Consider the following 22,487-nt stretch of genomic DNA (forward strand, 5'->3'; position numbering starts at 1 on the left):
CAGTCGGTTGGCATCAGGGTCCGGGAGGCTCAGTCGCGAACGGTGCGCAGCAACGACAAAGAGCACTCGAACCCGCGCACACGGCCTCCGAGGTCATATGCGCAGCCGACCAGGCCTGTTCACTCCCTGTCGAGGGAACTGCGCTCGCCCTCGGTCGCATCGGTCGGCCGATGTACGGCAAAGGGGCCGACCCGCACGGTGCGGGGCGGCCCCTTGGGCGCGTGCGGGCGGTTACCGGCCCTCGACGAGGCTCTTCGGGCGCAGGTCGGTCCAGTTGGTCTCGATGTACTCCAGGCACTCCTGGCGGGCGGCCGGGCCGTGGGCGACCGTCCAGCCGGCGGGGACGGTGACGAACTCCGGCCAGAGGCTGTGCTGGCCCTCGGCGTTGACCAGGACGGAGTAGACGCCGTCGGGGTTCTCGAAGGGGTTGCTGCTCATCGGGTGGTTTCCTTCCGTGTGACCAGGGCCTCAAGGGCCCGGAACCAGGTCTGCGCCAGATCCCGGACGGCCTCCTCGGTGAGGAGTTCGCCGGCGTAGGCCCAGTGGGCGCTCAGTTCGGGGCCGCCGGGGCGGTCCTCGGTGAGGGCGTTGAGGGTGAGGGCGTGGGACATGGGCATCCCGGGGTCGGCGTCGAGGTCGGCGGCGTCGCCCTCCGGCGCGTACGACCAGTCGGCGGCCTCGGGGACGTCGAAGCGGCCCATGTAGTTGAACTCGATCTGCGGTTCGGCGAGCCGGGCCAGTTCCGGACCGGTGACCGGGTTGAGGTGCCGCAGCAGGCCGTGTCCGGCGCCGCCGGTGGGCGGGGCGGTCAGGTGCTCGCGGACGCGGGCGACGGCCTCGTCGGGGTCGAGGCCCGCGGGGCCCGGGTCGAGGCGGACCGGGACGACGCTGGTGAACCACCCGATGGTGCGGGACAGGTCGGCGTTGCCGGCGAGTTCCTCCTCACGGCCGTGGCCTTCGAGGTCGACGAGGACCGCGCTGCCCGGCTCCGCGCCGAGCAGCCGGGTCCGCCAGTCGGCGACGGCCTGCGCGAAGGCGGTCAGCAGCACGTCGTTGACGCTCGCGCCGTACGCGGCGGGCACCCGGCCGAGCAGGGGTCCGGTGACCTCGGCGGGCAGGGTCAGCGACAGGTAGCGGGTGCTCTCGACGGTGTCGCGTTCCGTGTCCAGCGGGCGGGCCAGCGGCAGGCCGGCGCCGTCCGCGAGGACCGAGGTCCAGCGGGGCAGTTCGTCCTCACGGGAGGGGTCCTGCGCGCGGGCCGTGAGCAGTTCGGACCAGCGGCGGAAGGAGACGTCCACGGGGGGCAGCTCGGGGGCACGGCCCGCCGCGACCGCCGCCCAGGCTTCCTCCAGGTCGGGGAGGAGGATGCGCCAGGTCACACCGTCGACGACGAGGTGGTGCAGGAGCAGCAGCAGCCGTCCCGGCCGCCCGGGCCCGGCGTCGAACCACACCGCGCGCACCATGTCGCCGGAGTCCGGGTCGAGCCCGGCCCGCGCGGTGAGCGCGTGGGCGGAGATCGCCTTCCGCAGAGCGGCGTCGTCCGCGCCGGCGACGTCGGCGCGGGCGAGCCAGGACGCCACGTCGACGGTGCCCGGGGCGGGCACCCGCAGCACCCACCGCTCGCCGCCGTCGCCCTTGTGGCACGGCTGGGTGCGCGTGCGTTCCAGGCGGGCGCGGAGCATGTCGTGCCGGTCGGCCGCGGCGCGCAGGACCGTCAGCAGGGCCTCCTCGTCCATGCCGGCCGGGGTCTGCAGCAGGGCGGCCTGGTGGTAGCCCCAGATGGGGCCGCCGCGCTCGCGCAGGGCGTGCATGATCGGGGTGAGCGGGACGAGACCGGTGCCGTCGTCGTGGGTGCGGACCAGGTCGTCGCCCGCGAGCGGTACGGCCGCCTCGGCGAGCGCGGCCACGTCGCGGTGCTGGAACACCTGGCGCGGGGTGATCCGCAGTCCGGCCGCACGGGCCCTGCTGACGAACTGCATCGCGACGATGCTGTCGCCGCCGAGGGCGAAGAAGTCGTCGTCGGTGCCGACGGCCTCCGCGGGCAGTCCCAGCACCTCGGCGACGATGCCGCACAGGGTGCGTTCGGTGTCGTTGCCGGGCCTGCGGCCGCCCGTGCCCGCGGTGAAGTCCGGGGCGGGCAGCGCCTTGCGGTCCAGCTTGCCGTTGGACAGCAGCGGCAGCCGCTCCAGGACGACCACGGCGGCCGGGACCATGTACTCGGGCAGGGTCGCCGCCACGTGGGCCCGCAGGGCGCCGGGGTCGGCGGTCCGGCCCTCCGCGGGGACGACGTACGCGACGAGCTGCCGCACGCGCGGCCGGTCCTCGCGGGCGGTGACGACGACCCGGGCGACGGCGTCGTGCGCGGCGAGGGCGGTCTCGACCTCGGCGAGCTCGATCCGGTAACCGCGGATCTTGACCTGGTCGTCGGAGCGGCCGGCGTACTCGAGCTGCCCCTCCTCGGTCCACCGGGCGAGGTCGCCGGTGCGGTACATACGGGCGCCCGGCGGGCCGAACGGGTCGGCGACGAACCGCTCCGCCGTCAGGTCGGGGCGGCCCAGGTAGCCGCGGGCGAGCCCGGCGCCGGACAGGTACAGCTCGCCGGTGACGCCGGGCGGGACCAGGCGCAGCGAGGCGTCCAGGACGTACGCCCGCGTGTTGTGGACGGGGCGGCCGACGACGGGCCGGCCGCTGTCGGCGACCCGTCCGACGAGGGCGTCGACGGTGGCCTCGGTCGGCCCGTACAGGTTGAAGGCCTCGGTGGACTCCAGGGCCGCCAGGCGCGACCAGAGGGCATCGGGTACGGCCTCGCCGCCGACGCCGACCACCGCCAGCGGGCAGTGGCCGTCGCGGATCAGTCCGGCGTCGGCCATCTGGGCGAGCAGGGACGGGGTGACCTCGATGAAGTCCAGCCCCTCGTCGCGGATGAGGGCGGCGAGCAGTTCCGCGTCGCGGCGCGTCTCGTCGTCGACGATGTGCAGCGCGTGCCCGTCCAGCAGCCACAGCTGCGGCTGCCAGGAGGCGTCGAAGGAGAACGACCAGGCGTGGCCGACCCGCAGGTGTCGGCGGCCGGTCAGCTCCTTGGCGCGGTCGTGGAGGTCGTGGCGGTGGCTGTGGAAGAGGTTGACGAGGCTGCGCTGGGTGACGACGACGCCCTTGGGGCGGCCCGTCGATCCGGAGGTGTAGATGACGTACGCCGGGTGGTCGGGCGCCGGGGCCTGCGGGGCCGCCTCGGGCAGCCCGTCGAGGGCGTCCAGGTGCAGCACCGGAACGTCGGTGTCCGGCAGGGACGCGGCGAGTTCCCGCGTGGTGAGGATCAGCCGCGGGCGGGCGTCGGCGAGCATGTCGAGCAGGCGGTCGGCGGGCAGGTCGGGGTCGATCGGCAGGTAGCCGGCGCCCGCCGTCATGACGGCCAGGATCGCCGTGATGTGGTCGGCGGTGCGCGGCAGGGCCAGCGCCACGAATCCCTCGGGACCCGCACCCGCGCCGGCCAGGACACGGGCCAGTCGGCCGGTGCGTGTGGCCAGTTCGGCGAAGGTCCACGTCACGGACGCGTCGGTGACGGCGACCGCGTCCGGGGACGCGGCTGCCTGCGCCGCGAAGAGGGCGGGGACGGTGGCGTCGGCGGCCCGCGGGATCAGGGCCGTGTCGTTCCAGGTCTCCAGCAGCAGGCGCCGGTCGGCGTCGCCGAGGATGTCGATGCGGCCGACGGCGGTGTCCGGGTCGGCGGCCATGGCCGTCAGGACGGAGAGCATGGCCGAGGCGATGCGGCCGGCGGCGGCCGGGGTGAACAGGTCGGGGCGGAACTCGGCCGTAAGGCGCAGGCGTTCGTCGGGCTCTACGGCCCAGGCGAACGGGTAGTGCGTGGAGTCCTCGTGCTCCCGTACGGACAGGCGCAGGCCCGCGTCGTCGGTGTCGTCGGCGACCGGGTAGGACTCGAACACCATCAGCGTGTCGAAGAGGTCGCCCAGCCCGGCGCCGCGCTGGATGTCGGCCAGGCCGAGGTGCTGGTGCGGCAGCAGACGGGACTGCTCGTCCTGGAGCCGGTCCAGGAAGGCGCCGACCGGCTCCCGCTCGTTCAGCCGGACCCGGACGGGCACGGTGTTGATGAACAGGCCGATCATGGACTCGACGCCGTCCAGCTCCGGCGGCCGGCCCGCGACGGTCGCGCCGAACACCACGTCGTCGCGGCCGGTCAGCCGGGACAGCACGATCGACCAGGCGGCCTGCACGAGGGTGTTGACGGTCAGCCCGCGGCGGCGGGCGAGTGCGCCGAGCGCCTCCGTCAGCTCCTCGCCGGCCTCGACGGTGTGGGTGCGCGGCACGGCCGGCGCCCGGTTGGCGTCGGCGGGCACCAGGTGGGTGGGCTCCTCCAGTCCGTCCAGGGCCTCGGCCCAGGCGGCCGCGGAGGCCGCCTGGTCCTGGGCGGCGAGCCAGCGCAGGTAGCCGCGATAGGGGGCGGTGGCGGGCGGGGTGGTCCCGTCGTAAAGGGCGGTCAGTTCCGCCATCAGACGGGGCACCGACCAGCCGTCGAGCAGCAGGTGCTGGTGGGACAGGACGAGGCGGTGGCCGCCGTCGCCCGTCCTGGCCAGCAGCAGCCGCAGCAAAGGGGGTTCGGCGGGGTCGAAGCGGCGGCGTTCCTGCAGCAGCAGGCGCTCCCACTCCCCCTCGGGGTCCGGGACGGCCGCGAGGTCGACGTGGCGCCACGGCAGCGGCACCGAGCGCGGCACGACGGCAACGGGACGGCCGGAGGAGAGGTAGCGGAAGCCCGCGCGCAGGCTCTCGTGCCGGTCGAGCAGGGCCTGCCCGGCGGCGCGCAGCCGCTCCGGGTCGACCTCGCCCTCGATGTCGTACGACACCTGGACGGTGTAGACGTCGGGGCCCTGCTCGCCCGAGTCGAAGGAGGCGTGGAAGAGCAGGCCCGCCTGGAGCGGGGAGAGCGGCAGCGCCTCGGACGCCGCGGCGCCGCGGAGTTCGGCGCGCTCTGCGTCGGTGAGGCCCGGCAGCAGCTCGGCGTCGGCCTCCGTGTCCTCGTGGACGGTGTCGACGGCGACGGTCGCCAGGCCCGCGGGCGTCTTGTGACGGAAGACGTCGCGCGGGGTGATCGTCAGCCCGGCCGCGCGGGCCCGGACGACGAGCTGCATGGCGACGATGCTGTCGCCGCCGAGGGTGAAGAAGTCGTCGTCGGCACCGACCCGTTCGAGGCCGAGGACGTCCGCGACCAGCGCGCACATGCGCTCCTCGCGCGGGGTGCGGGGCGCGGTCGCGGTGACCTGGGCGGCGAAGTCCGGCGCGGGCAGGGCAGCGCGGTCGAGCTTGCCGTTCGGCGTGAGCGGAAGGGCGTCCAGGACGACGAACGCGGCGGGCACCATGTGCTCCGGCAGCGCGGCGGCCGCCTGGGCGCGCAGCGCCGCCGGGTCGGCCTCCTGTCCCGGCGCGGGGACGACGTACGCCACCAGGCGCTCGTCGCGCAGCAGCACCGTGGCCGAGGCGACGCCGGGGTACCGCGTCAGCGCTCCCTCGATCTCGCCGGGTTCGACGCGGAAGCCGCGCAGCTTGACCTGGTCGTCGACGCGGCCCAGGTACTCCAGCTCTCCGTCGCGCGTCCAGCGGGCCAGGTCGCCGGTGCGGTACATGCGGGCGCCGGGCTCCCCGTACGGGTCGGCGACGAACCGCTCCGCGGTCAGCCCGGACCGGCCGAGGTAGCCGCGCGCCAGCTGGACGCCCGCGAGGTACAGCTCCCCCGGCACGCCGGGCGGAACCGGGCGCAGGGAGGCGTCGAGCACATAGGTGCGGGTGTTCCACACAGGGCGGCCGATCGGCACGGCGTCCGCACCGGGGGTGACCTGGTGGGCGGTGACGTCGACGGACGCCTCGGTCGGGCCGTACAGGTTGTGCAGCCCGGCCGTGCCCAGCACCTCGTGGAAGCGGGCGGCGAGCGCGGCGGGCAGCGCCTCGCCACTGCAGATGACGCGGCGCAGGCCCGTGCAGGCCGCCGCGGCGGGCTCGTCGAGGAAGGCGCGCAGCATCGACGGCACGAAGTGCGCCGTGGTGACGCCGCTCTCCTGGATCAGCCCGGCCAGGTAGGCCGGGTCCTTGTGGCCCTCGGGGCGGGCCAGGACGAGCGTCGCACCGGTGATCAGCGGCCAGAAGAACTCCCAGACCGACACGTCGAAGCTCGACGGCGTCTTCTGCAGCACGCGGTCGTCGGCGGTCAGGCCGTAGGTGTCCTGCATCCACAGCAGGCGGTTGACGATGCCCTCCTGCGGCACGACGACGCCCTTGGGGCGGCCGGTCGAGCCGGAGGTGTAGATGACGTACGCGGGCCGGCGCGGGTCGTAGGCCCGCGGGAGCGGTCCTGTGGCGGCGTCCGCCGCCGGGGTTCCCTCGGCGTCGACCAGCAGGCGCGGCGCGTCGGTGTCCGGCAGGTCGACGCCGTCGCCGGTCACCACGCACACCGGGCGGGCGTCGGCGAGCATGAACGCCAGCCGCTCCGCCGGGTAGTCGGTGTCCAGCGGCAGGTAGGCGCCGCCCGCGCGGTGGACGGCGAGCAGGGTGACGACCAGGGCCGCCGAGCGCGGCAGTGCGACGGCCACCGTGGACTCCGGGCCGACGCCCGCGCCCGCGAGGGCGTGGGCGAGGCGTTCGACGCGGGCGTCCAGTTCGGCGTAGGTGACGGCGGCGTCCTCGGCCATGAGCGCGGTCGCGGACGGGGTGGCGGCGGCCTGGGCACGGAACAGCTCGGGGAGGGTGAGGGCGGGCACGGCCCGGTCCGTGGCGTTCCACTCTCCCAGGACGCGGGCGCGCTCCTCGTCGTCCAGTACGTCCAGGTGCCCGACCGGCCGCTCCGGTTCTGCGGCGGCCTGCTCCAGCAGGCGCTCCATGCGCCGGGCGAGGAGTTCGGCCGTCGAGCGGTCGAAGAGGTCGGCGCTGTACTCGATCCAGCCCTGGATGCCGTTGCCCTCGCCCTGCTCGACGAAGTCGAAGCTGAGGTCGAACTTGGCGGTGTCCTGGCCGACCGGCTCCGGGCGTGCCGTGAGCCCCGGCAGCACGGGCGTGCCGGCGCGCTCGGCGAGGTGGACGACCATCACCTGGAAGAGCGGGTGGCGGGCCAGCGAGCGGCCCGGGTTGAGGGCTTCGACCAGCCGCTCGAAGGGCAGGTCCTGGTGCTCGTACGCGGCCAGGTCGGCGGTCCGGACGCGGCGCAGCAGCTCCGCGAAGCCGGGGTCGCCGGACAGGTCGGTGCGCAGCACGAGGGAGTTGACGAAGAAGCCGACCAGGTCCTCCAGGCGCTCGTCCGCACGTCCGGAGACGGGCGCGCCGAGGGGGATGTCCTCGCCCGCGCCGAGCCGGTGCAGCAGGGCGGCGACGGCGGCCTGGGAGACCATGAACATGCTGGCGCCCTCGCGGCGGGCGAGCGCGCGCAGGCCGCGTTCCAGCTCCGGCCGGATCGTGAAGCCCACGGTGCCGCCGGTGTGCGAGGACTCCTGGGGCCGCGGCCGGTCGGTGGGCAGCGCCAGTTCCTCGGGGAGGCCGCGCAGGGTCTCCGTCCAGTAGGCGAGCAGGTCGTCGCCTGAGTGTTCCAGCAGATCGCGCTGCCAGAGCGTGTAGTCGGCGTAACTCACCGGCAAGGGGGCCCAGTCGGGCGCGTGGCCGGCGGTGCGTGCGGCGTAGGCGGAGCCGAGGCCGTCGAGCAGGGCCCGGTCGGACCACTCGTCGGTGGCGATGTGGTGCAGCACGAGCAGCAGCACGTGCTCGTCCGGACCGGTCGCGGACAGCGCGGCCCGCAGGGGGAGTTCGCGCTCCAGGTCGAACGGCCGCGCGGCGATTCCGGGCAGCTCGTCCGCGGCGGCGGTGCCGAGCGTCAGGTGCACGCGCTCCGGGGCCAGGACGTGCTGGTGGGGCACGCCCTCCACGGCCGGGAAGACCGTGCGCAGGGTGCTGTGCCGGGCGACGAGGTCGTTCAGCGCCGCTTCCAGCGCAGCGCGGTCGAGGGCGCCGGTCAGGCGCCAGGCGGCCGGGAGGTTGTAGGCGGGGTCGGCGGCGTCGACCTGGTGCAGCAGCCACAGCCGGCGCTGGGCCGAGGAGAGCGGCAGCCGCTCGGGCAGGGCGCGGGCGGCGACCAGCGGCGGACGCTGCGCCGCGCTCTCGCCGTCGAGCAGCGCCGCGAGCCGGGCGACGGTGGGGGCGTCGAAGACGGCGCGCAGCGTCACCTCGGCACCGACCGCCGTACGGATGCGGCTGATCAGGCGCATCGCGAGCAGCGAGTGACCGCCGAGCGCGAAGAAGTCGTCGTCGATGCCGACCCGTTCCAGGCCCAGCACGGCGGCGAACTGCTCGGCCAGCAGCTCTTCGCGCGGGGTGCGGGGCAGGCGGCCTCCGACGGCGGCGGACAGGTCGGGCGCGGGCAGCGCGGACCGGTCCAGCTTGCCGTTGACGGTACGCGGCAGGGCCGCGAGGGCGACGAACGCCGCGGGCACCATGTGCTCGGGCAGCGCGGCGGCGGCGCGAGCGCGCAGCGCGGCCGGGTCGGGCTCGTGGCCGGGGGCGGGGACGACGTACGCGACGAGGCGCGGCACGCCGGGGGTGTCCTCCCGGACGAGGACGGCGGCCGCCGACACACCGGGGTCGGCGGTGAGGACGGACTCGATCTCGCCGAGCTCGACGCGGAAGCCGCGGATCTTGACCTGGTCGTCGGCGCGGCCCAGGTACTCCAGCGTCCCATCGCTTCGGCGCCGCGCCAGGTCGCCGGTGCGGTACATGCGCTCGCCGGGGGTGCCGTACGGGTCGGCCACGAACCGCTCGGCGGTCAGGCCCGGCCGGCCGAGGTAGCCGCGGGCCAGACCCGCACCGGCGAGGTACAGCTCGCCGGGCACGCCGACGGGGACGGGGCGCAGCCGCGCGTCCAGGACGTGGACGCGGATGTTGTCGAGCGGTGCCGCCCACTCCGGGGGGCCGCCGTGCCAGCCGTAGGCGTCGACGGCGCATTCCGTCGGCCCGTACAGGTCGTGGACGACCGTGCCGGGCAGCGTGGTGAGCCGTCGCCACAGCGCGGCCGGGGTGGCCTCGCCGCCGACGGTGAGGACGGCGGGCGCGTGGCCGCCGGGGGCGAGGAAGCCGTGGTGCATCAGCTCGCCCAGGTAGGTCGGGGTGAAGTCGGCGTAGTCCACTGCCTGCTCGGCCAGATGCGCCGGCAGACCGGCCGGGTCGAGCATCGTGGCCTCGTCCACGACGTGGAGTTCGTGGCCCGCCAGCAGCCACAGCAGCGGGTCCCACGACCCGTCGAAGCTGAACGAGGCGGTGTGCGCGGCCTTCAGGACCTCGCGGCCGGTGGCGCGGACCGCCGGTTCGATCATGTCGCGCAGGTGCGCGCCGAAGAGGTTGGACAGGCCCCGGTGGGTGCCGACGACGCCCTTGGGGGTGCCGGTGGAACCGGAGGTGTAGATCGTGTACGCGGCGCTCAGCGCCGGGTACCCGGCCGGGCGCGCGAACTCTGCCTCGGGCAGGGGCCCGTCGAGCAGCAGCCGTACGACGCCCGGCGCGGCCGGGAGGCGTTCGGCGAGGTCGGCGGTGGTCAGCAGGCAGACCGGTGCAGTGTCGCGGAGCATGAACTCCAGCCGGTCGGCGGGCAGGGCGGGGTCGAGCGGCAGGTAGCCGGCGCCGGAGGCGAGCACGCCGAGGATCGCGGGGACCATGGCGTGCCGCGGCAGCGCGAGGCCGACGACGGCACCCTCGGCGGCGCCGTGACCTCGCAGCAGGGCGGCGATGGTGTCGACGCGGGCGCCCAGTTCGGCGAAGGTCAGCGCGCCCTCGGGGGTGACGAGCGCCGTCCGCTCCGGGTGGGATCGGACGGTGTCGGCGAGGATCTCCGGCACCGCGCGGGTCTCGGCGGGGTGCCGTGCCGTGTCGTTCCAGGCGACGGCGGCGGCCTCGTGCTCGGCGGGGGTGAGCAGGTCGAACTCGGCCAGCCGGGCGTCCGGGTGGGCCGCGGCCTGCCGCAGCAGCAGGACCAGCCGGGCGACGAGCAGCGCCGCGGTGGCCTCGTCGGCCAGGTCGGTGGCGTACTCCAGCAGCAGTGCCAGCGGGTGCGCCTCGCCGTGGTCGACGAAGGTGAAGTCCAGGTCGAACTTGGCCGTGCCGGTGTCCATGTCGAACCACTCGGTGGGCAGCCCGAAGACGTCGGGGTCGCCGTCCGGGCGGTGGTGGTAGCCCAGCATCACCTGGAACAGCGGGTTGCGGCCCGCCGCGCGCGGCGGGTTCACCGCCTCCACGACCCGGTCGAAGGGCATGTCCTGGTGCTCGAACGCCGCCAGCGCGGACTCACGCACCCGCCCCAACAGCTGACGGAACGTCAGTGCATCGCCGGACAGGTCGGTGCGCAGCACGAGGGTGTTGACGAAGAAGCCGACGAGGTCGTCCAGGCCGCTGTCGGTGCGGCCCGCGATGGGTGCGCCGAGCGGCACGTCCTCGCCCGCGCCGAGGCGGTGCAGCAGAGCCGCCGTCGCGGCCTGGAAGAGCATGAACATGCTGGTGCCGGTCGCGGTGGACAGCTCCCGCAGCTCCCGGCCGAGGTCCGCCGGGACCTCGCCGCGCACGATCGCCCCGGCGCCGGTGGGCGCGGCGGGACGCGTCCGGTCCAGCGGCAGCGTCAGTTCCTCGGGCAGGTCGCGCAGCCGCTCGGTCCAGTAGGAGAGCTGCGTGCCGCCGACCGTGCCGAGGAGACGCTCCTGCCAGAGCGTGTAGTCCGCGTACTGGACGGGCAGCGGCTGCCAGGCCGGGGCGGAGCCCGCGGCGCGGGCGGTGTAGGCGGCGGTCAGGTCCACCGTGAAGGGGCGGTCGGACCACTCGTCGGTGGTGATGTGGTGGAGCACGACGGCCACCACGTGGTCGTCGGCACCGACCCGGAACACCTCGCAGCGCAGCGGCAGTTCCGTCGACAGGTCGAAGGGACGGCGCTGGGCCGCCTCGATCAGCCCGGCGAGGTCCGCCTCGGCGCACTCGGCGACCGAGAACTCCGGCAGCGCTTGGTCCGCGGACACGATCCGCTGGTACGGCTCGCCGTCGTGTTCGCCGACGAGGGTGCGCAGCGCCTCGTGGCGGGACGCGACGTCGCCCAGGGCCCGGCGCAGCGCGTCCGTGTCCAGGGCGCCGCGCAGCCGGAAGACGAGCGGGAAGTTGTACGCGGAGCCGCCGCCGGTCAGACGTTCCACCAGCCACAGGCGGCGCTGCGCGGCGGAGAGCGGGATCCGCCCGGGCCGTTCGGCGGCCGCGGTGAGCGCGGGGCGGACGGGCCGCCCGGCGTCGGCGCGGCCCGCGAGCCGCGCGGGCGTCGGGGCCTCGAAGAGGTCGCGGATGGCGAGTTCCGCGCCGAGCTCGGTGCGGGCCCGGCTGACCAGGCGCGTGGCGAGCAGCGAGTGGCCGCCCAGGTCGAAGAAGTCGTCCTCGGCGCCCACCGACGGCAGGGCCAGCACCTCGGCGAAGAGGCGGCACAGCACCTCTTCCTGCGGGGTGCGCGGTCCGCGTCCGCCGCCGAGGGCCACGGCCGGCTCGGCGTCGGGCAGCGCCCGGACGTCCAGCTTGCCGTTGGCGTTCATCGGCAGCCGGTCGAGGGTGACGAAGGCCGCGGGGACCATGTACTCGGGAAGTTCGCGCTTCAGGTCCTCGCGCAGCACGCGCACGAGGGCGCTGGCGTCGCGGGCCGCCGCCGGGTCGTTGGCGTACGGGGCGCTGCCGCCGCCCGCCCGGTACAGCCCGGCGGTCGTGCCGGTGGTGCCGGCGGGGACGAACACGGCCTCGTAGGTGCCCGTTTCGGCACCCCACGTCGTCAGCACGCGGTAGCCGAGACCGGAGCCCAGGTCGTGCAGGGTCTCCGGGTCGACGCCGTCCGGACGGACGCGGCCGTCCGGCACGCCGGTGACGCGCAGCCGCGCGGGGCGCTCCTCGCGCAACCGCTCGGGAAGACCGGGCGACCACACCGTCTCGGGCTCGTCGCCCAGCCGCACCGCGGGCTCACCGCGGTAGAGCACGGCGTCGTAGCGGTGCCGGGTCAGCTCGTTGTGGTGGTGTCCGCGCTTGGTGCGCAGGTCGAGGCCGTGGCCGAGGTGCGCGAAGAAGTCCGGGTCGACCAGGAGTTCCTTCTCCAGGCGCAGGCCGCGCTCCACGGCCCGCTCGAACTCCGCGCCGTCGGTGCCGCGGGCGTGCTGGATCTCGGTGTGGAAGGTGCGGGCCAGCCGCAGGTTGCGGACGTCGCCGACGAAGAGCGCGCCGCCGGGGGCGAGCAGTGCCATGGCGCCGCGGACGACCGACTCCAGGTAGGCCGCGCTCGGGAAGTACTGGATGACGGAGTTGATGACGATCGTGTCGAAGTACCCCGCGGGCAGCCCCTCCAGGTCGTCGGCGGGACGGCAGCGCAGCTCGACCTTCGCCGCCAGTTCCGGGTCGCGCCGCAGTTCCTCACCGATCTTGCGGATGACGGGGGCGGCGAAGTCGGTGGCCCAGTAGGCCTCGGCGTCCGGGGCCAGCCGGGACAGCAGCAGGCCGGAGCCGACACCGATCTCCAGGACGCGGCGCGGCCGCAGTTCGCGGATGCGGGCGAGGGTGGCCTCGCGCCACTCGTGCATGTCGTCGAAGGCGATGGGCCGCCCGTCGTAGGAGCTGTCCCAGCCCGCGTACGCCTCGGTGAAGACGGCGGTGGAGATCTCCTCGTACTCGTCGGAGTAGATCTCCTGCCACTCGCCGACCTGGGCGCGCTCGGTGGACTCGCGTTCGGCGGCCTCGGCGGGGGCGGGGACGACGTAGCCGATCAGCCGGTCGTCGCGGACGACGACGGCGGCCTGGGAGACGCGCGCGTGGCGGCTGAGGGCGGTCTCGATCTCGCCGGGCTCGACGCGGTAGCCGCGGATCTTCACCTGGTCGTCGGTGCGCCCGAGGAAGTCGAGGTTGCCTCCCGGGCCCCGCCGCACCAGGTCGCCGGTGCGGTACATGCGCTCGCCGGGCTCGCCGAAGGGGTCGGCCACGAACCGCTCGGCGGTCAGGCTCGGACGGTCGAGGTAGCCGCGGGCCAGGCCGATGCCCGCGATGTACAGCTCACCGGGCACACCGTCCGGCACCGGGCGCAGCCAGGCGTCGAGGATGTGGGCGCGGGTGCCGCGGATGGGACGGCCGACGGTGGGCGTGACGCTGTCGTGGGTGCCGCCGCCGAGGGTGTTGATGGTGTACTCGGTCGGTCCGTAGAGGTTGTAGCCGTACGTCCCCTCGGTGTCGCGCAGTCGCGTCCAGACCGTCTCGGGGACGGCCTCGCCGCCGAGCAGCACCAGCGGCGGGACGTGCCCTTCGAGCAGCCCCTCCTCGATGAGCAGGCGGGCGTAGGTCGGGGTGACGTTGACGACGTCGATGCGGTGCCGCTCGCAGTACGCGGTCAGGGCGTGGGCGTCACGCCGCAGCTCCTCGTCGCAGACGTGCACTTCGTGGCCCTCGACGAGCCACAGCAGCTCCTCCCACGACATGTCGAAGGCGAAGGAGACGGTGTGCGCGACGCGCAGCCGCCGTCCGCCGGCCGAGGCGATCGCCGGTTCGAAGATCTCCTTCTGGTGGTTGAGCTGCATGTTCGTCAGGCCCCGGTAGGGGGTGACCACGCCCTTGGGGCGGCCGGTGGAGCCCGAGGTGTAGATGACGTACGCGGGGTGCTCCAGGCTGAAACTCGCGACCACCGGGGCGTCGGACAGCTCCGCCAGCTCGGTGGCGACCGCCGGGTCGTCGAGGAGGACGCGCGGGGTGCCGGCGTCCAGGGTGGCGGAGACGGCGGCGTTCGTCAGGAGCAGCAGCGGGCGGGCGTCCTCCAGCATCAGGGAGAGCCGGTCGGCGGGGTGGTCCAGCTCCAGCGGCAGGTACGCGGCGCCGGTGCGCAGCACCGCGAAGAGGGCCACGACCATCTCGGCGGAACGCGGCAGGCCCAGCGCGACCACCTTCTCCGGTCCCGCGCCGCGGGCGAGCAGCAGCCGGGCCGTGCGGTTCACGGCGGCGTCCAGCTCGGCGTAGCCGAGGGTGCGCTCGCCGAAGACGAGGGCGGTGGCGTCCGGGGTCCGGCCGGCCTGCGCGGCGAGGAGGTCGGCGATGGTCTCGGTGGGTTCCGGCACGCGGCTGCCGGCCCATTCCCGCTCCAGGGCGGCGTGTTCGGCGGGCAGCAGCGGGTCGAGACGGCCGACGGGGGCCGTCAGGTCCGCCGCCATGCGCTCCAGCAGCAGGGTGAAGCGGTCCAGCAGCGCGCGGGCGGCGGCGTGCGGGACGACGTCGGGGCGGTGCGCGAGGGTGACCAGGACGCGCTGCCCCGGGGTCACGATCAGGTTGACGGGGTAGTGCGTGGCGTCGACGTTGGCGACGGCCGTGGCGCCGTGCTCGGCGCGCAGCCGCTCAAGGCGGTCCTCGGTGTCGTTGTTGCGCAGCACGAAGAGGGTGTCGAACAGCCGCCGGTGGCCGGTCTCGGCCTGGAGCACGCCGAGGCCCAGGTACTCGTACGGCATGAGCTCCAGCCGTTCGCCCTGGATGCGCCGCAGCAGGCCGAGGACGGACTCCGCCGGGTCGAGGGCGACGCGGGCGGGCACCGTGTTGAGGAACATGCCGATGACGTTCTCCACGTCCGGCACCTCGGTCGGCCGGCCCGCGACGGTGGTGCCGAACACCACGTCGGTGCGGCCGGTCGCGGAGGCCAGCGTCAGGCCCCAGGCGGCGTTGAGCACCGTGTTGAGGGTGAGGCCGTGGGCGCGGGCCCGTTCGCGCAGCGAGTCGCCGAGTTCCGCGGGGAGCAGCGCGTCCAGCTGCTCGGGGATGACGGGTTCCAGACCCGCGTCGGCGACGGCCGGGACGAGCAGGGTGGGCTCCTCCAGGCCCGCCAGCGCGCCGCGCCAGGCGGCGGTCGCGGCGGCGTCGTCCTGGGTGCCGAGCCACGCCAGGTAGTCCCCGTACGAGCCGGGGCGCGGCAGGCCGGTGTCGTCGCCGCCGGTCGCGTAGAGGGCGAAGAGCTGGTCGAGGAAGAGCCAGGCGGACCAGCCGTCCCACAGGATCAGGTGGCGGCCGATGACGAGCCGGTCGCCGAGCTCCGCGCCGCGGCGTACGAGCAGCATGCGGAACAGGGGCGGCGCGGACAGGTCGAAGCGGCGGGTGCGCTCCTCGTCCATCAGGGCGCGCAGCCGCGCCTCCTGCTCGGCGGCGGGCAGGGCCGACAGGTCGACGCTCTCCAGCGGCACCTCGGGCTCGGCGACGATGAACTGCACCGGCTGGCGCAGCCCGTCGCTGGTGAACCCGGCGCGCAGCCCGGGGTTGCGGGCGAGCAGGGTGCGTGCGGCGGCGCGCAGCCGGTCCTCGTCCAGGCGCTCGGCGAAGTCGAAGGTCTCGTGGACGGTGTAGACGTCCAGGGCGCCGTCGTCGTAGGCGGAGTGGAAGAACAGGCCTTCCTGGAGGGGCGCGAGCGGCCAGACCTCGGCGACCGCTCCCCCTGCGGTGCGGTGGACGCGCTCGGTCTCCTCCGGCGTCAGCTCGGGGCGGACGGGCCCGGTGCGGTCCGGGGCGGCGGCGCCGGTGCGGGCGGCCAGGGCGAGGGCGGCGGGGGTGCGGTGCTCGAAGACGTCGCGCGGGGTCAGTTCGAGACCGGCGGCACGGGCGCGGCTGGCCACACCGATGGAGCTGATGCTGTCGCCGCCGAGGAGGAAGAAGTCGTCGTCGGGCCCTGCGTCCGGCAGGCCGAGGACGGCCGCGAAGACCTCCGTCAGCGTCCGCTCGCGGTCGGTGCGCGGGGCGCGGGCGGCGGCGCGTTCGGCCTCGGGCGCGGGCAGCGCGGCGCGATCGAGCTTGCCGCTGGGGGTCAGCGGAAGCGCGTCCAGCACCACGAAGGCGTCCGGGACGAGCGGCGCGGGCAGCAGCCCGGCCACGGCGGCGCGCAGGGCCGCGGTGTCCGGGCGGGAGTCACGCACCGGGACGACGTACGCGACGAGGCGCTGCTCGCGCACCGTCACCGCGGCCTGGGCGACCTCCGGGAGCCGTACGAGGGCAGCCTCGGTCTCGCCGGGCTCGATGCGGTTGCCGCGCAGCTTGACCTGGCGGTCGGTGCGGCCCAGGTATTCCACCGTGCCATCGGCCCTGCGCCGCACGAGGTCGCCGGTGCGGTACATGCGGGTGCCCGGCGCGCCGTAGGGGTCGGCGACGAAGCGCTCGGCGGTGAGCGCGGAGCGGCCGTGGTAGCCGCGGGCGAGCTGCGCACCGGTCAGGTAGAGCTCGCCGGGCACGCCCTCCGGTACGGGGTGCAGGCAGGCGTCCAGCACGCGTAGTCCGGTGTTCCACACGGGGCGCCCGATGGGCACGGTGGTGTCCGGGGCGCCGTCGAAGGCGTGGTGGGTGACGTCGACGGCGGCCTCGGTGGGCCCGTAGAGGTTGTGCAGCGGCACTCCGGTGAGCGCCTGCCAGCGCGCGGCGGCACCGCCCGGCAGGGCCTCGCCGCTGCTCAGGACGCGGCGCAGGCTCGCCGCCCACGAGGCGTCGGTGGTCACCTCCGGGGTGCTGAGGAACGCCTCCAGCATGGAGGGCACGAAGTGCAGGGTGGTGATCCGCTGTTCGCGGACGAGCCCTGCGAGATAGGCCGGGTCGCGGTGTCCGTCCGGCCGGGCCAGGACGACGGCGGCGCCCTCGCACAGCGGCCAGAAGAACTCCCACACGCTGACGTCGAAGCTGGACGGGGTCTTCTGCAGGACGCGGTCCTCGGCCGTCAGGCCGTACTCGCCCTGCGTCCACGCGAGGCGGTTGACGACGGCGCGGTGGGTGACGACGACGCCCTTGGGGCGGCCGGTGGACCCGGAGGTGTAGATCAGGTACGCCGGGTCGTCGGGCCCGGCCGGGACGACCGCGGCCGGCTCGGCGTCGTCCTCGGCGGGGGCGTCGACCAGCAGCGGCGTCAGACCCTCCACGGCGGGCAGCCGCGGGGCGTCGGCCGCCGTGGTGACGACGGTGGCGGCGCCGGAGTCGGCGAGCATGTAGGCGACGCGCTCGGCCGGGTAGTCCAGGTCGACGGGCAGGTAGGCCGCACCGGACTTGAGGACGCCGAGCAGCGCCACCATCAGCTCCGCCGAACGCGGGACGGCGACGGCGACGAAGCGCTCGGGTCCGGCGCCGCGGGCGCGCAGCCGCGCGGCCAGTGCCTCGGCGCGCGCGTCGAGTTCCGCGTACGTCAGGGTGGTGTCGCCGTACACGACGGCGGTCGCGCCGGGCGTACGCGCGGTCTGCGCGGCGATGACGGCGGGCAGCGTGGTGGCGGGGACGTCGCGGACGGCGCCGTCGAGGTGGGCGGTGTCGTGCTCGCGCGGGGTGAGCAGGTCGACGGAGGCCACCGGGCGGCCGGGGTCGTCGGCGATCGCCTCCAGCAGCAGCGTGAGCCGGCCGCCGAGGGCGCGGACGGCGTCGGCGTCGATGCGGCGCCCGTGGTGCTTGAGCCGCAGGTCCATGCGGCGGCCGGGCTTCACGATGAGCGCGAGCGGATAGTGCACGGTGTCGTGGAAGGCGTGGCCGGTGACGCGCACGGCGCCCGAGGGGTCGGCGAGACCTGTCTCGGCGGGGTAGTTCTCGAAGACGACGAGGGTGTCGAAGAGTTCGCCGCCGCCCGCGTGCCCGGCGGCACGCTGGATCTCCGCGAGTCCGAGGTGCTGGTGGTCCAGCAGGGCGCTCTGCTCGTCCTGGAGGCGGCGCAACAGCGTGCCGAGGCCGGTGGCCGGATCCCAGGCGAGCCGGGTCGGCAGGGTGTTGATGAAGAGGCCCACCATGGAGTCGATGCCGTCGACGGCGACGTCGCGGCCGGAGACGGTGGTGCCGAAGACGACGTCCTGCTGTCCGGTCAGCCGGCCCAGCAGCAGGCCCCAGGCGCCCTGCACGACGGTGCCGAGGGTGACGCCGAGTTCGCGGGCGCGGGCCGCGAGGCGGGCCGTGACGCGCTCGGAGAGCTCCACGCGGATCTGCGCGGGCTCGATGGGGCCGCCGTCCGCGGGCGCCTCCACCAGGCGTGTCGGGCCCTCCAGCCCGGCGAGCGCGGTACGCCACGCGGCGCGGGCGGCGTCCCGGTCGGCGGCGGCGACGCTGCGCAGGTAGCCGGCGTAGGCGGGTACCTCGGGCAGCGGCGCCGGGTCGTCCGCGTACAGGGCCATGAGCTCGCGGTGCAGGACGGGCAGCGACCAGCCGTCCGCGACGATGTGATGGAACGTCAGCAGCAGGCGGCTGCGGTCCGCGCCGAGGCGGACGAGCGCGCAGCGCAGCAGCGGCGGCCGGGCGAGGTCGAAGGGGCGGGACCGCTCGTCGCCCGCAACGGCCTCCGCGAGACCGCGGCGTACGTCCTCTTCCTGCGCGGACAGGTCGACCTCGCGCCAGGGCAGCACGGCCCCGCTGGTGACGACCTGGACGGGCCGGCCGCCGGGAAGCTGGCGGAAGCAGGCGCGCAGCGGCGCGTGCCGCTCCAGGAGCCGTTCCATGGCGCGGCGCAGGGCGGCGCCGTCGACGGGGCCGGACAGCTCGACGGCCTGCTGCACGACGTAGGCGTCGTGGTCGGCGCCGTCGACGAGGGCGTGGAAGAAGAAGCCCTCCTGCAGCGGGCCGAGCGGCAGCACCTCGTCGACCGTGGCCGTCAGTTCGCCGCGCAGGGCGGTGAGTTCGGCGTCCGTCAGGGCGATCAGGGGCGCGTCCTGCTTCTCCGCCGTGGTGTCGTCCGGACCGCCCTCCCGGGCGACCTCGGCGAGCGCGGCGACGGTGCGGTGCCGGAAGACGTCGCGCGGGGTGAGACGCAGGCCGGCGCGGCGGGCGAGGACGAGCAGCTGGATCGCGACGATGCTGTCGCCGCCGAGGGCGAAGAAGTCATCGTCGATGGTGACGGTCCGCACGCCGAGGGCCTGCGCGTACAAGGCGCACAGCAGTTCCTCGCGGGCGTCGCGCGGGGCGCGGCCCGAGCTGAGGGCCGCGTAGTCGGGGACGGGAAGGGCGGCGCCGTCGAGCTTGCCGCTGGGCGTCACCGGCAGGCGGTCCAGGGGCACGAGGGCCGCGGGGACCATGTACTCGGGCAGGAAGTCGGCGGCGTGCGCGCGCAGCGTCCGCATCAGCGCCGTGACATCGCGGAAGGGGGCGGGCCGGTTGGCGGGCGGGCGGCCGCCGCCGGGGCGGTACAGCGGGCCGGGGTCGGCGCCCTCGGGGACGAAGACGGCGTCGACGCTGCCGTCGTCGGCGTCGCCGGTCCAGGTGAGGACCGCGGACAGGCCGTGCCGCGCGGCGAGTTCGTGCAGCGATTCGGGATCGACGCTGCCGACGCCGCCGGCGCCGGGGCGGCTGCTGTCGTCGAGGACGGCGAGCGCGTCGAGGTCCTCGGTGAGGCGGGCGTTGGGCACGGCGGTGACGCGCAGCCGCTCCGGGCGCGCGGCGAGCCGGGCGTCCAGGGCGTCGAGGCCGCCGAGCGCGGCCCACGCGATCTCGTCACCCGTGTCGGGGGTGGCGTCCGCCGCCGCGCGCAGGACGACGTCGTAGCGGTAGCGGGTCAGCTCGTTGTGATAGACGCCGCGCTTGATCCGCACCTGCGCGGCGAAGCCGTCGAGGCCGGCGAACCAGTCGGGGTCGACGAGGAGTTCGCCCTCCCACGCCACCGAGCGGTCGACGGCGGCGCGCAGCGCCTCCTTGTCGTCGGAGGCGTCGGTGCCGTCGCCGGCACCGCGGCGGCTCTCCACCGCGGCGCGCAGGGTGCGCAGCAGCCGCAGGTTGCGCACGTCGCCGACGAAGATCGCACCGCCGGGGGCGAGCAGGGCGGCCGCCTTGCGCAGCACGTCCTCGAGGTAGTCCGCGCCGGGGAAGTACTGGGCGACGGAGTTGACGACGACGACGTCGAAGTGGCCCTCGGGCAGACCGGCGGTGTCGTGCGCGGGGCGGGCCGACAGCTCGACGCGCCCGGCGAGTTCCGGCACGTCGCGGATCTGGGCGCGCAGGGCGGCGACGGCCTCCTCGGAGACGTCGGTGCCCCAGTACGTCTCGCAGCCGGGGGCCAGGCGGGAGAGCAGCAGGCCGCTGCCGACACCGATCTCCAGGACGCGGCGCGGCGCGAGCGCGGCGATGCGCTCGACGGTGGCCGTCCGCCACTCGCGCATGTCCGCGAGCGGGATGGGCAGCCCGTCGTACATGCTGTTCCAGCCCGCGAAGTTCTCCTGGAAGCCCTCGGAGCCCGCCGCGGAGTAGAGGAGTTCGTGCAGGTCCTTCCACTCGGCGACCTCGGCCTCGCCGTCGAGCGCCGGCACGACGTAGGCGGCCAGCCGCCGGTCGCCGGGCCGGTCCTCGCGGACGACGACGGCGGCCTGGGCGACGGCGGGGTGGGCGCGCAGCACGGACTCGATCTCGCCGGGCTCGATGCGGAAGCCGCGGATCTTGACCTGGCTGTCGACGCGGCCGAGGAACTCCAGCCGCCCGTCCGGCTTCCAGCGCACGAGGTCGCCGGTGCGGTACAGCCGCTCCCCCGGCTCGCCGAAGGGGTCGGCGACGAAGCGCTCGGCCGTCAGGTCGGGCCGCCCGAGGTAGCCGCGGGCGAGTCCGGCGCCGCCGAGGTAGAGCTCTCCCGCGACTCCGGCGGGGACCGGGCGCAGCCGGGCGTCGAGGACGTACGCCCGGGTGCCGGGGTCGGGCACGCCGATCGGCACGATCGTCCCGGCCGGGGTGTCGGGGTCGCACAGGCCGAGGGTGGAGTTGGTGGTCGCCTCGGTCGGGCCGTAGGCGTTGAACATCATGCGGCCGCGCGCGTAGCGGACGACGAGTTCGGGCGAGACGCGCTCGGTGCCGGCCAGCAGCGTCGCCTCCGCGGGCAGCCGCACGTCGTCGGGCATGGCGGCGAGCAGCGCGGGCGGCAGGATCATGAAGGTGATGCCGTTGGCGTTCGCGTAGTCGGCGAGCGGCGGCCCGGGCACGCGTCGTTCGGAGGGTACGACGACGAGGCGTCCGCCGGAGAGCAGGCCGAGGCACAGGTCCCAGAAGGCGACGTCGAAGCTCGGGGAGGCGAACTGCAGCACCCTGCTGTGCGGGCCGATGCCGAAGCGCTCGCTCTGGGTGGCGACGAGCTTGGCGACACCGGCGTGGGAGAGGACGACGCCCTTGGGCCGGCCGGTGGACCCGGAGGTGTAGATGACGTAGGCGGCGTTCGCGACCGTCAGCCGGCCGCCGAGGTCGGGGGCGTGGTCCGGGAGCCCGGCGAGCTCGGCGACCGTGTCCGGGGTGTCGACGATCAGGGTGGGCACCTCGCCGGGCAGCTCCGCGGCGACCTCGGCGGTGGTGAGGAGGCAGACCGGCGCGGCGTCGGCGAGCATGTAGGCGACGCGGTCGGCGGGGTAGTCGGTGTCGACCGGGAGGTAGGCGGCGCCGGACTTGAGCACGGCGACCTCGGCGACGATGAGTTCGGCCGAGCGCGGCACCGCCAGCGCCACCACCGTCTCGGGGCCGGCGCCGCGGGCGGTCAGGGCGTGGGCCAGCCGGTTGGCGCGGGCGTCGAGTTCGGCGTAGGTGAGGCGGACGTCCTCGAAGACCAGGGCGGTCTCGTCGGGCCGGGTGCGGACCTGCTCGGCGAACATGGCGGGCCAGGTGGCGAGCGGCACGTCGTGTCCGGTGTCGTTCCACTCGTGGAGGACGCGGTGCCGTTCGGGGCCGTCCAGCAGCGCGAGGTCGCCGACGGCGCGGTCCGGGTGCGCGGTCGCGTCGGCGAGCAGCGTCGCGTAGTGGCCGAGGATCCGGTCGACGGTCGCGGCCTCGAAGAGGTCGGGGCGGTACGCGGCGTGGACCTCGCCGGGGGTCACCCGCAGTTCGAGGTCGAGGGGGCCGCCGGACCAGTCCCCGGCGGCGAAGCCGGTGTTGCAGAGCAGTCCGCCGCCGCGGGTCGCCGCGGCGCCCAGTTCGGCGGCAAGCCCGCCCGCGGGGACGCGGTGGGCGCGGGCGCGCTCCGCGGCGTCGGCGACGCGCGCGGTGAGCCCGGCAAAGGTGGTGTCCGCGGTGAGGGCGACGCGCAGCGGCAGCCCGTCGTGGGCGAGGACGAGGTCGGTGGCGCCGCTGCCGTAGTGGTGGAGCAGGGCGACGTACGCCGCGAGGTGCCGTTCCTCCGCCGCGGCGGTGCCGGGCAGGGCGCGGGAGCGGGCCGCGGCGGGTCCCGCGGGGTGCTGCGGATACGGGAGGTCGATGGGGAGGACGGTCTCCTGTGCGAGCGGAATCAGCCGCTCACGCCAGAAGTCCATTGCCGTCATCACCAGTTCTTCGTTACCCGACACAGGTGCCCGTGCCTCCCAAGACGTGCGGAACCGACTCGGCCGAGCCGTGACCGCTGGCCATATTAAGGTAAGCATTACCTAACTTGATAGACCTCCCCTCGGGGGCACGACGGCACAGCTCACGGCGGTAGGGTTAAGGTGTGCCTAACCTAAGGATGGTGGCCGTGGAGCCAGGCCGGTGACCGCGCG

At 75.1% G+C, this 22,487-nt stretch carries 2 protein-coding genes; both read right to left on the minus strand.

Annotated features, from left to right (window positions below; all coding sequences use genetic code 11):
- Positions 1–231: 231 nt before the first annotated feature.
- On the minus strand, positions 232–438 hold the full coding sequence (locus ACFW3D_RS11740) for an MbtH family protein (protein WP_500503904.1): 207 nt from the start codon (positions 436–438) through the stop codon (positions 232–234).
- Complete coding sequence (locus ACFW3D_RS11745; protein WP_500503905.1) at positions 435–22,274, minus strand: non-ribosomal peptide synthase/polyketide synthase; 21,840 nt, start codon at positions 22,272–22,274, stop codon at positions 435–437. The genes ACFW3D_RS11740 and ACFW3D_RS11745 overlap by 4 nt, the downstream gene beginning before the upstream one ends.
- Positions 22,275–22,487: the final 213 nt, after the last annotated feature.

It is taken from the genome of Streptomyces sp. NPDC058864, from assembly GCF_042742985.1.
GTDB lineage: Bacteria > Actinomycetota > Actinomycetes > Streptomycetales > Streptomycetaceae > Actinacidiphila.

What these genes read in the sequence shown, in the direction of transcription:
- ACFW3D_RS11740 (WP_500503904.1), bottom strand. Translation starts at nt 438, where the DNA reads ATGAGCAGCAACCCCTTCGAGAACCCCGACGGCGTCTACTCCGTCCTG.
- ACFW3D_RS11745 (WP_500503905.1), bottom strand. Translation starts at nt 22,274, where the DNA reads ATGACGGCAATGGACTTCTGGCGTGAGCGGCTGATTCCGCTCGCACAG.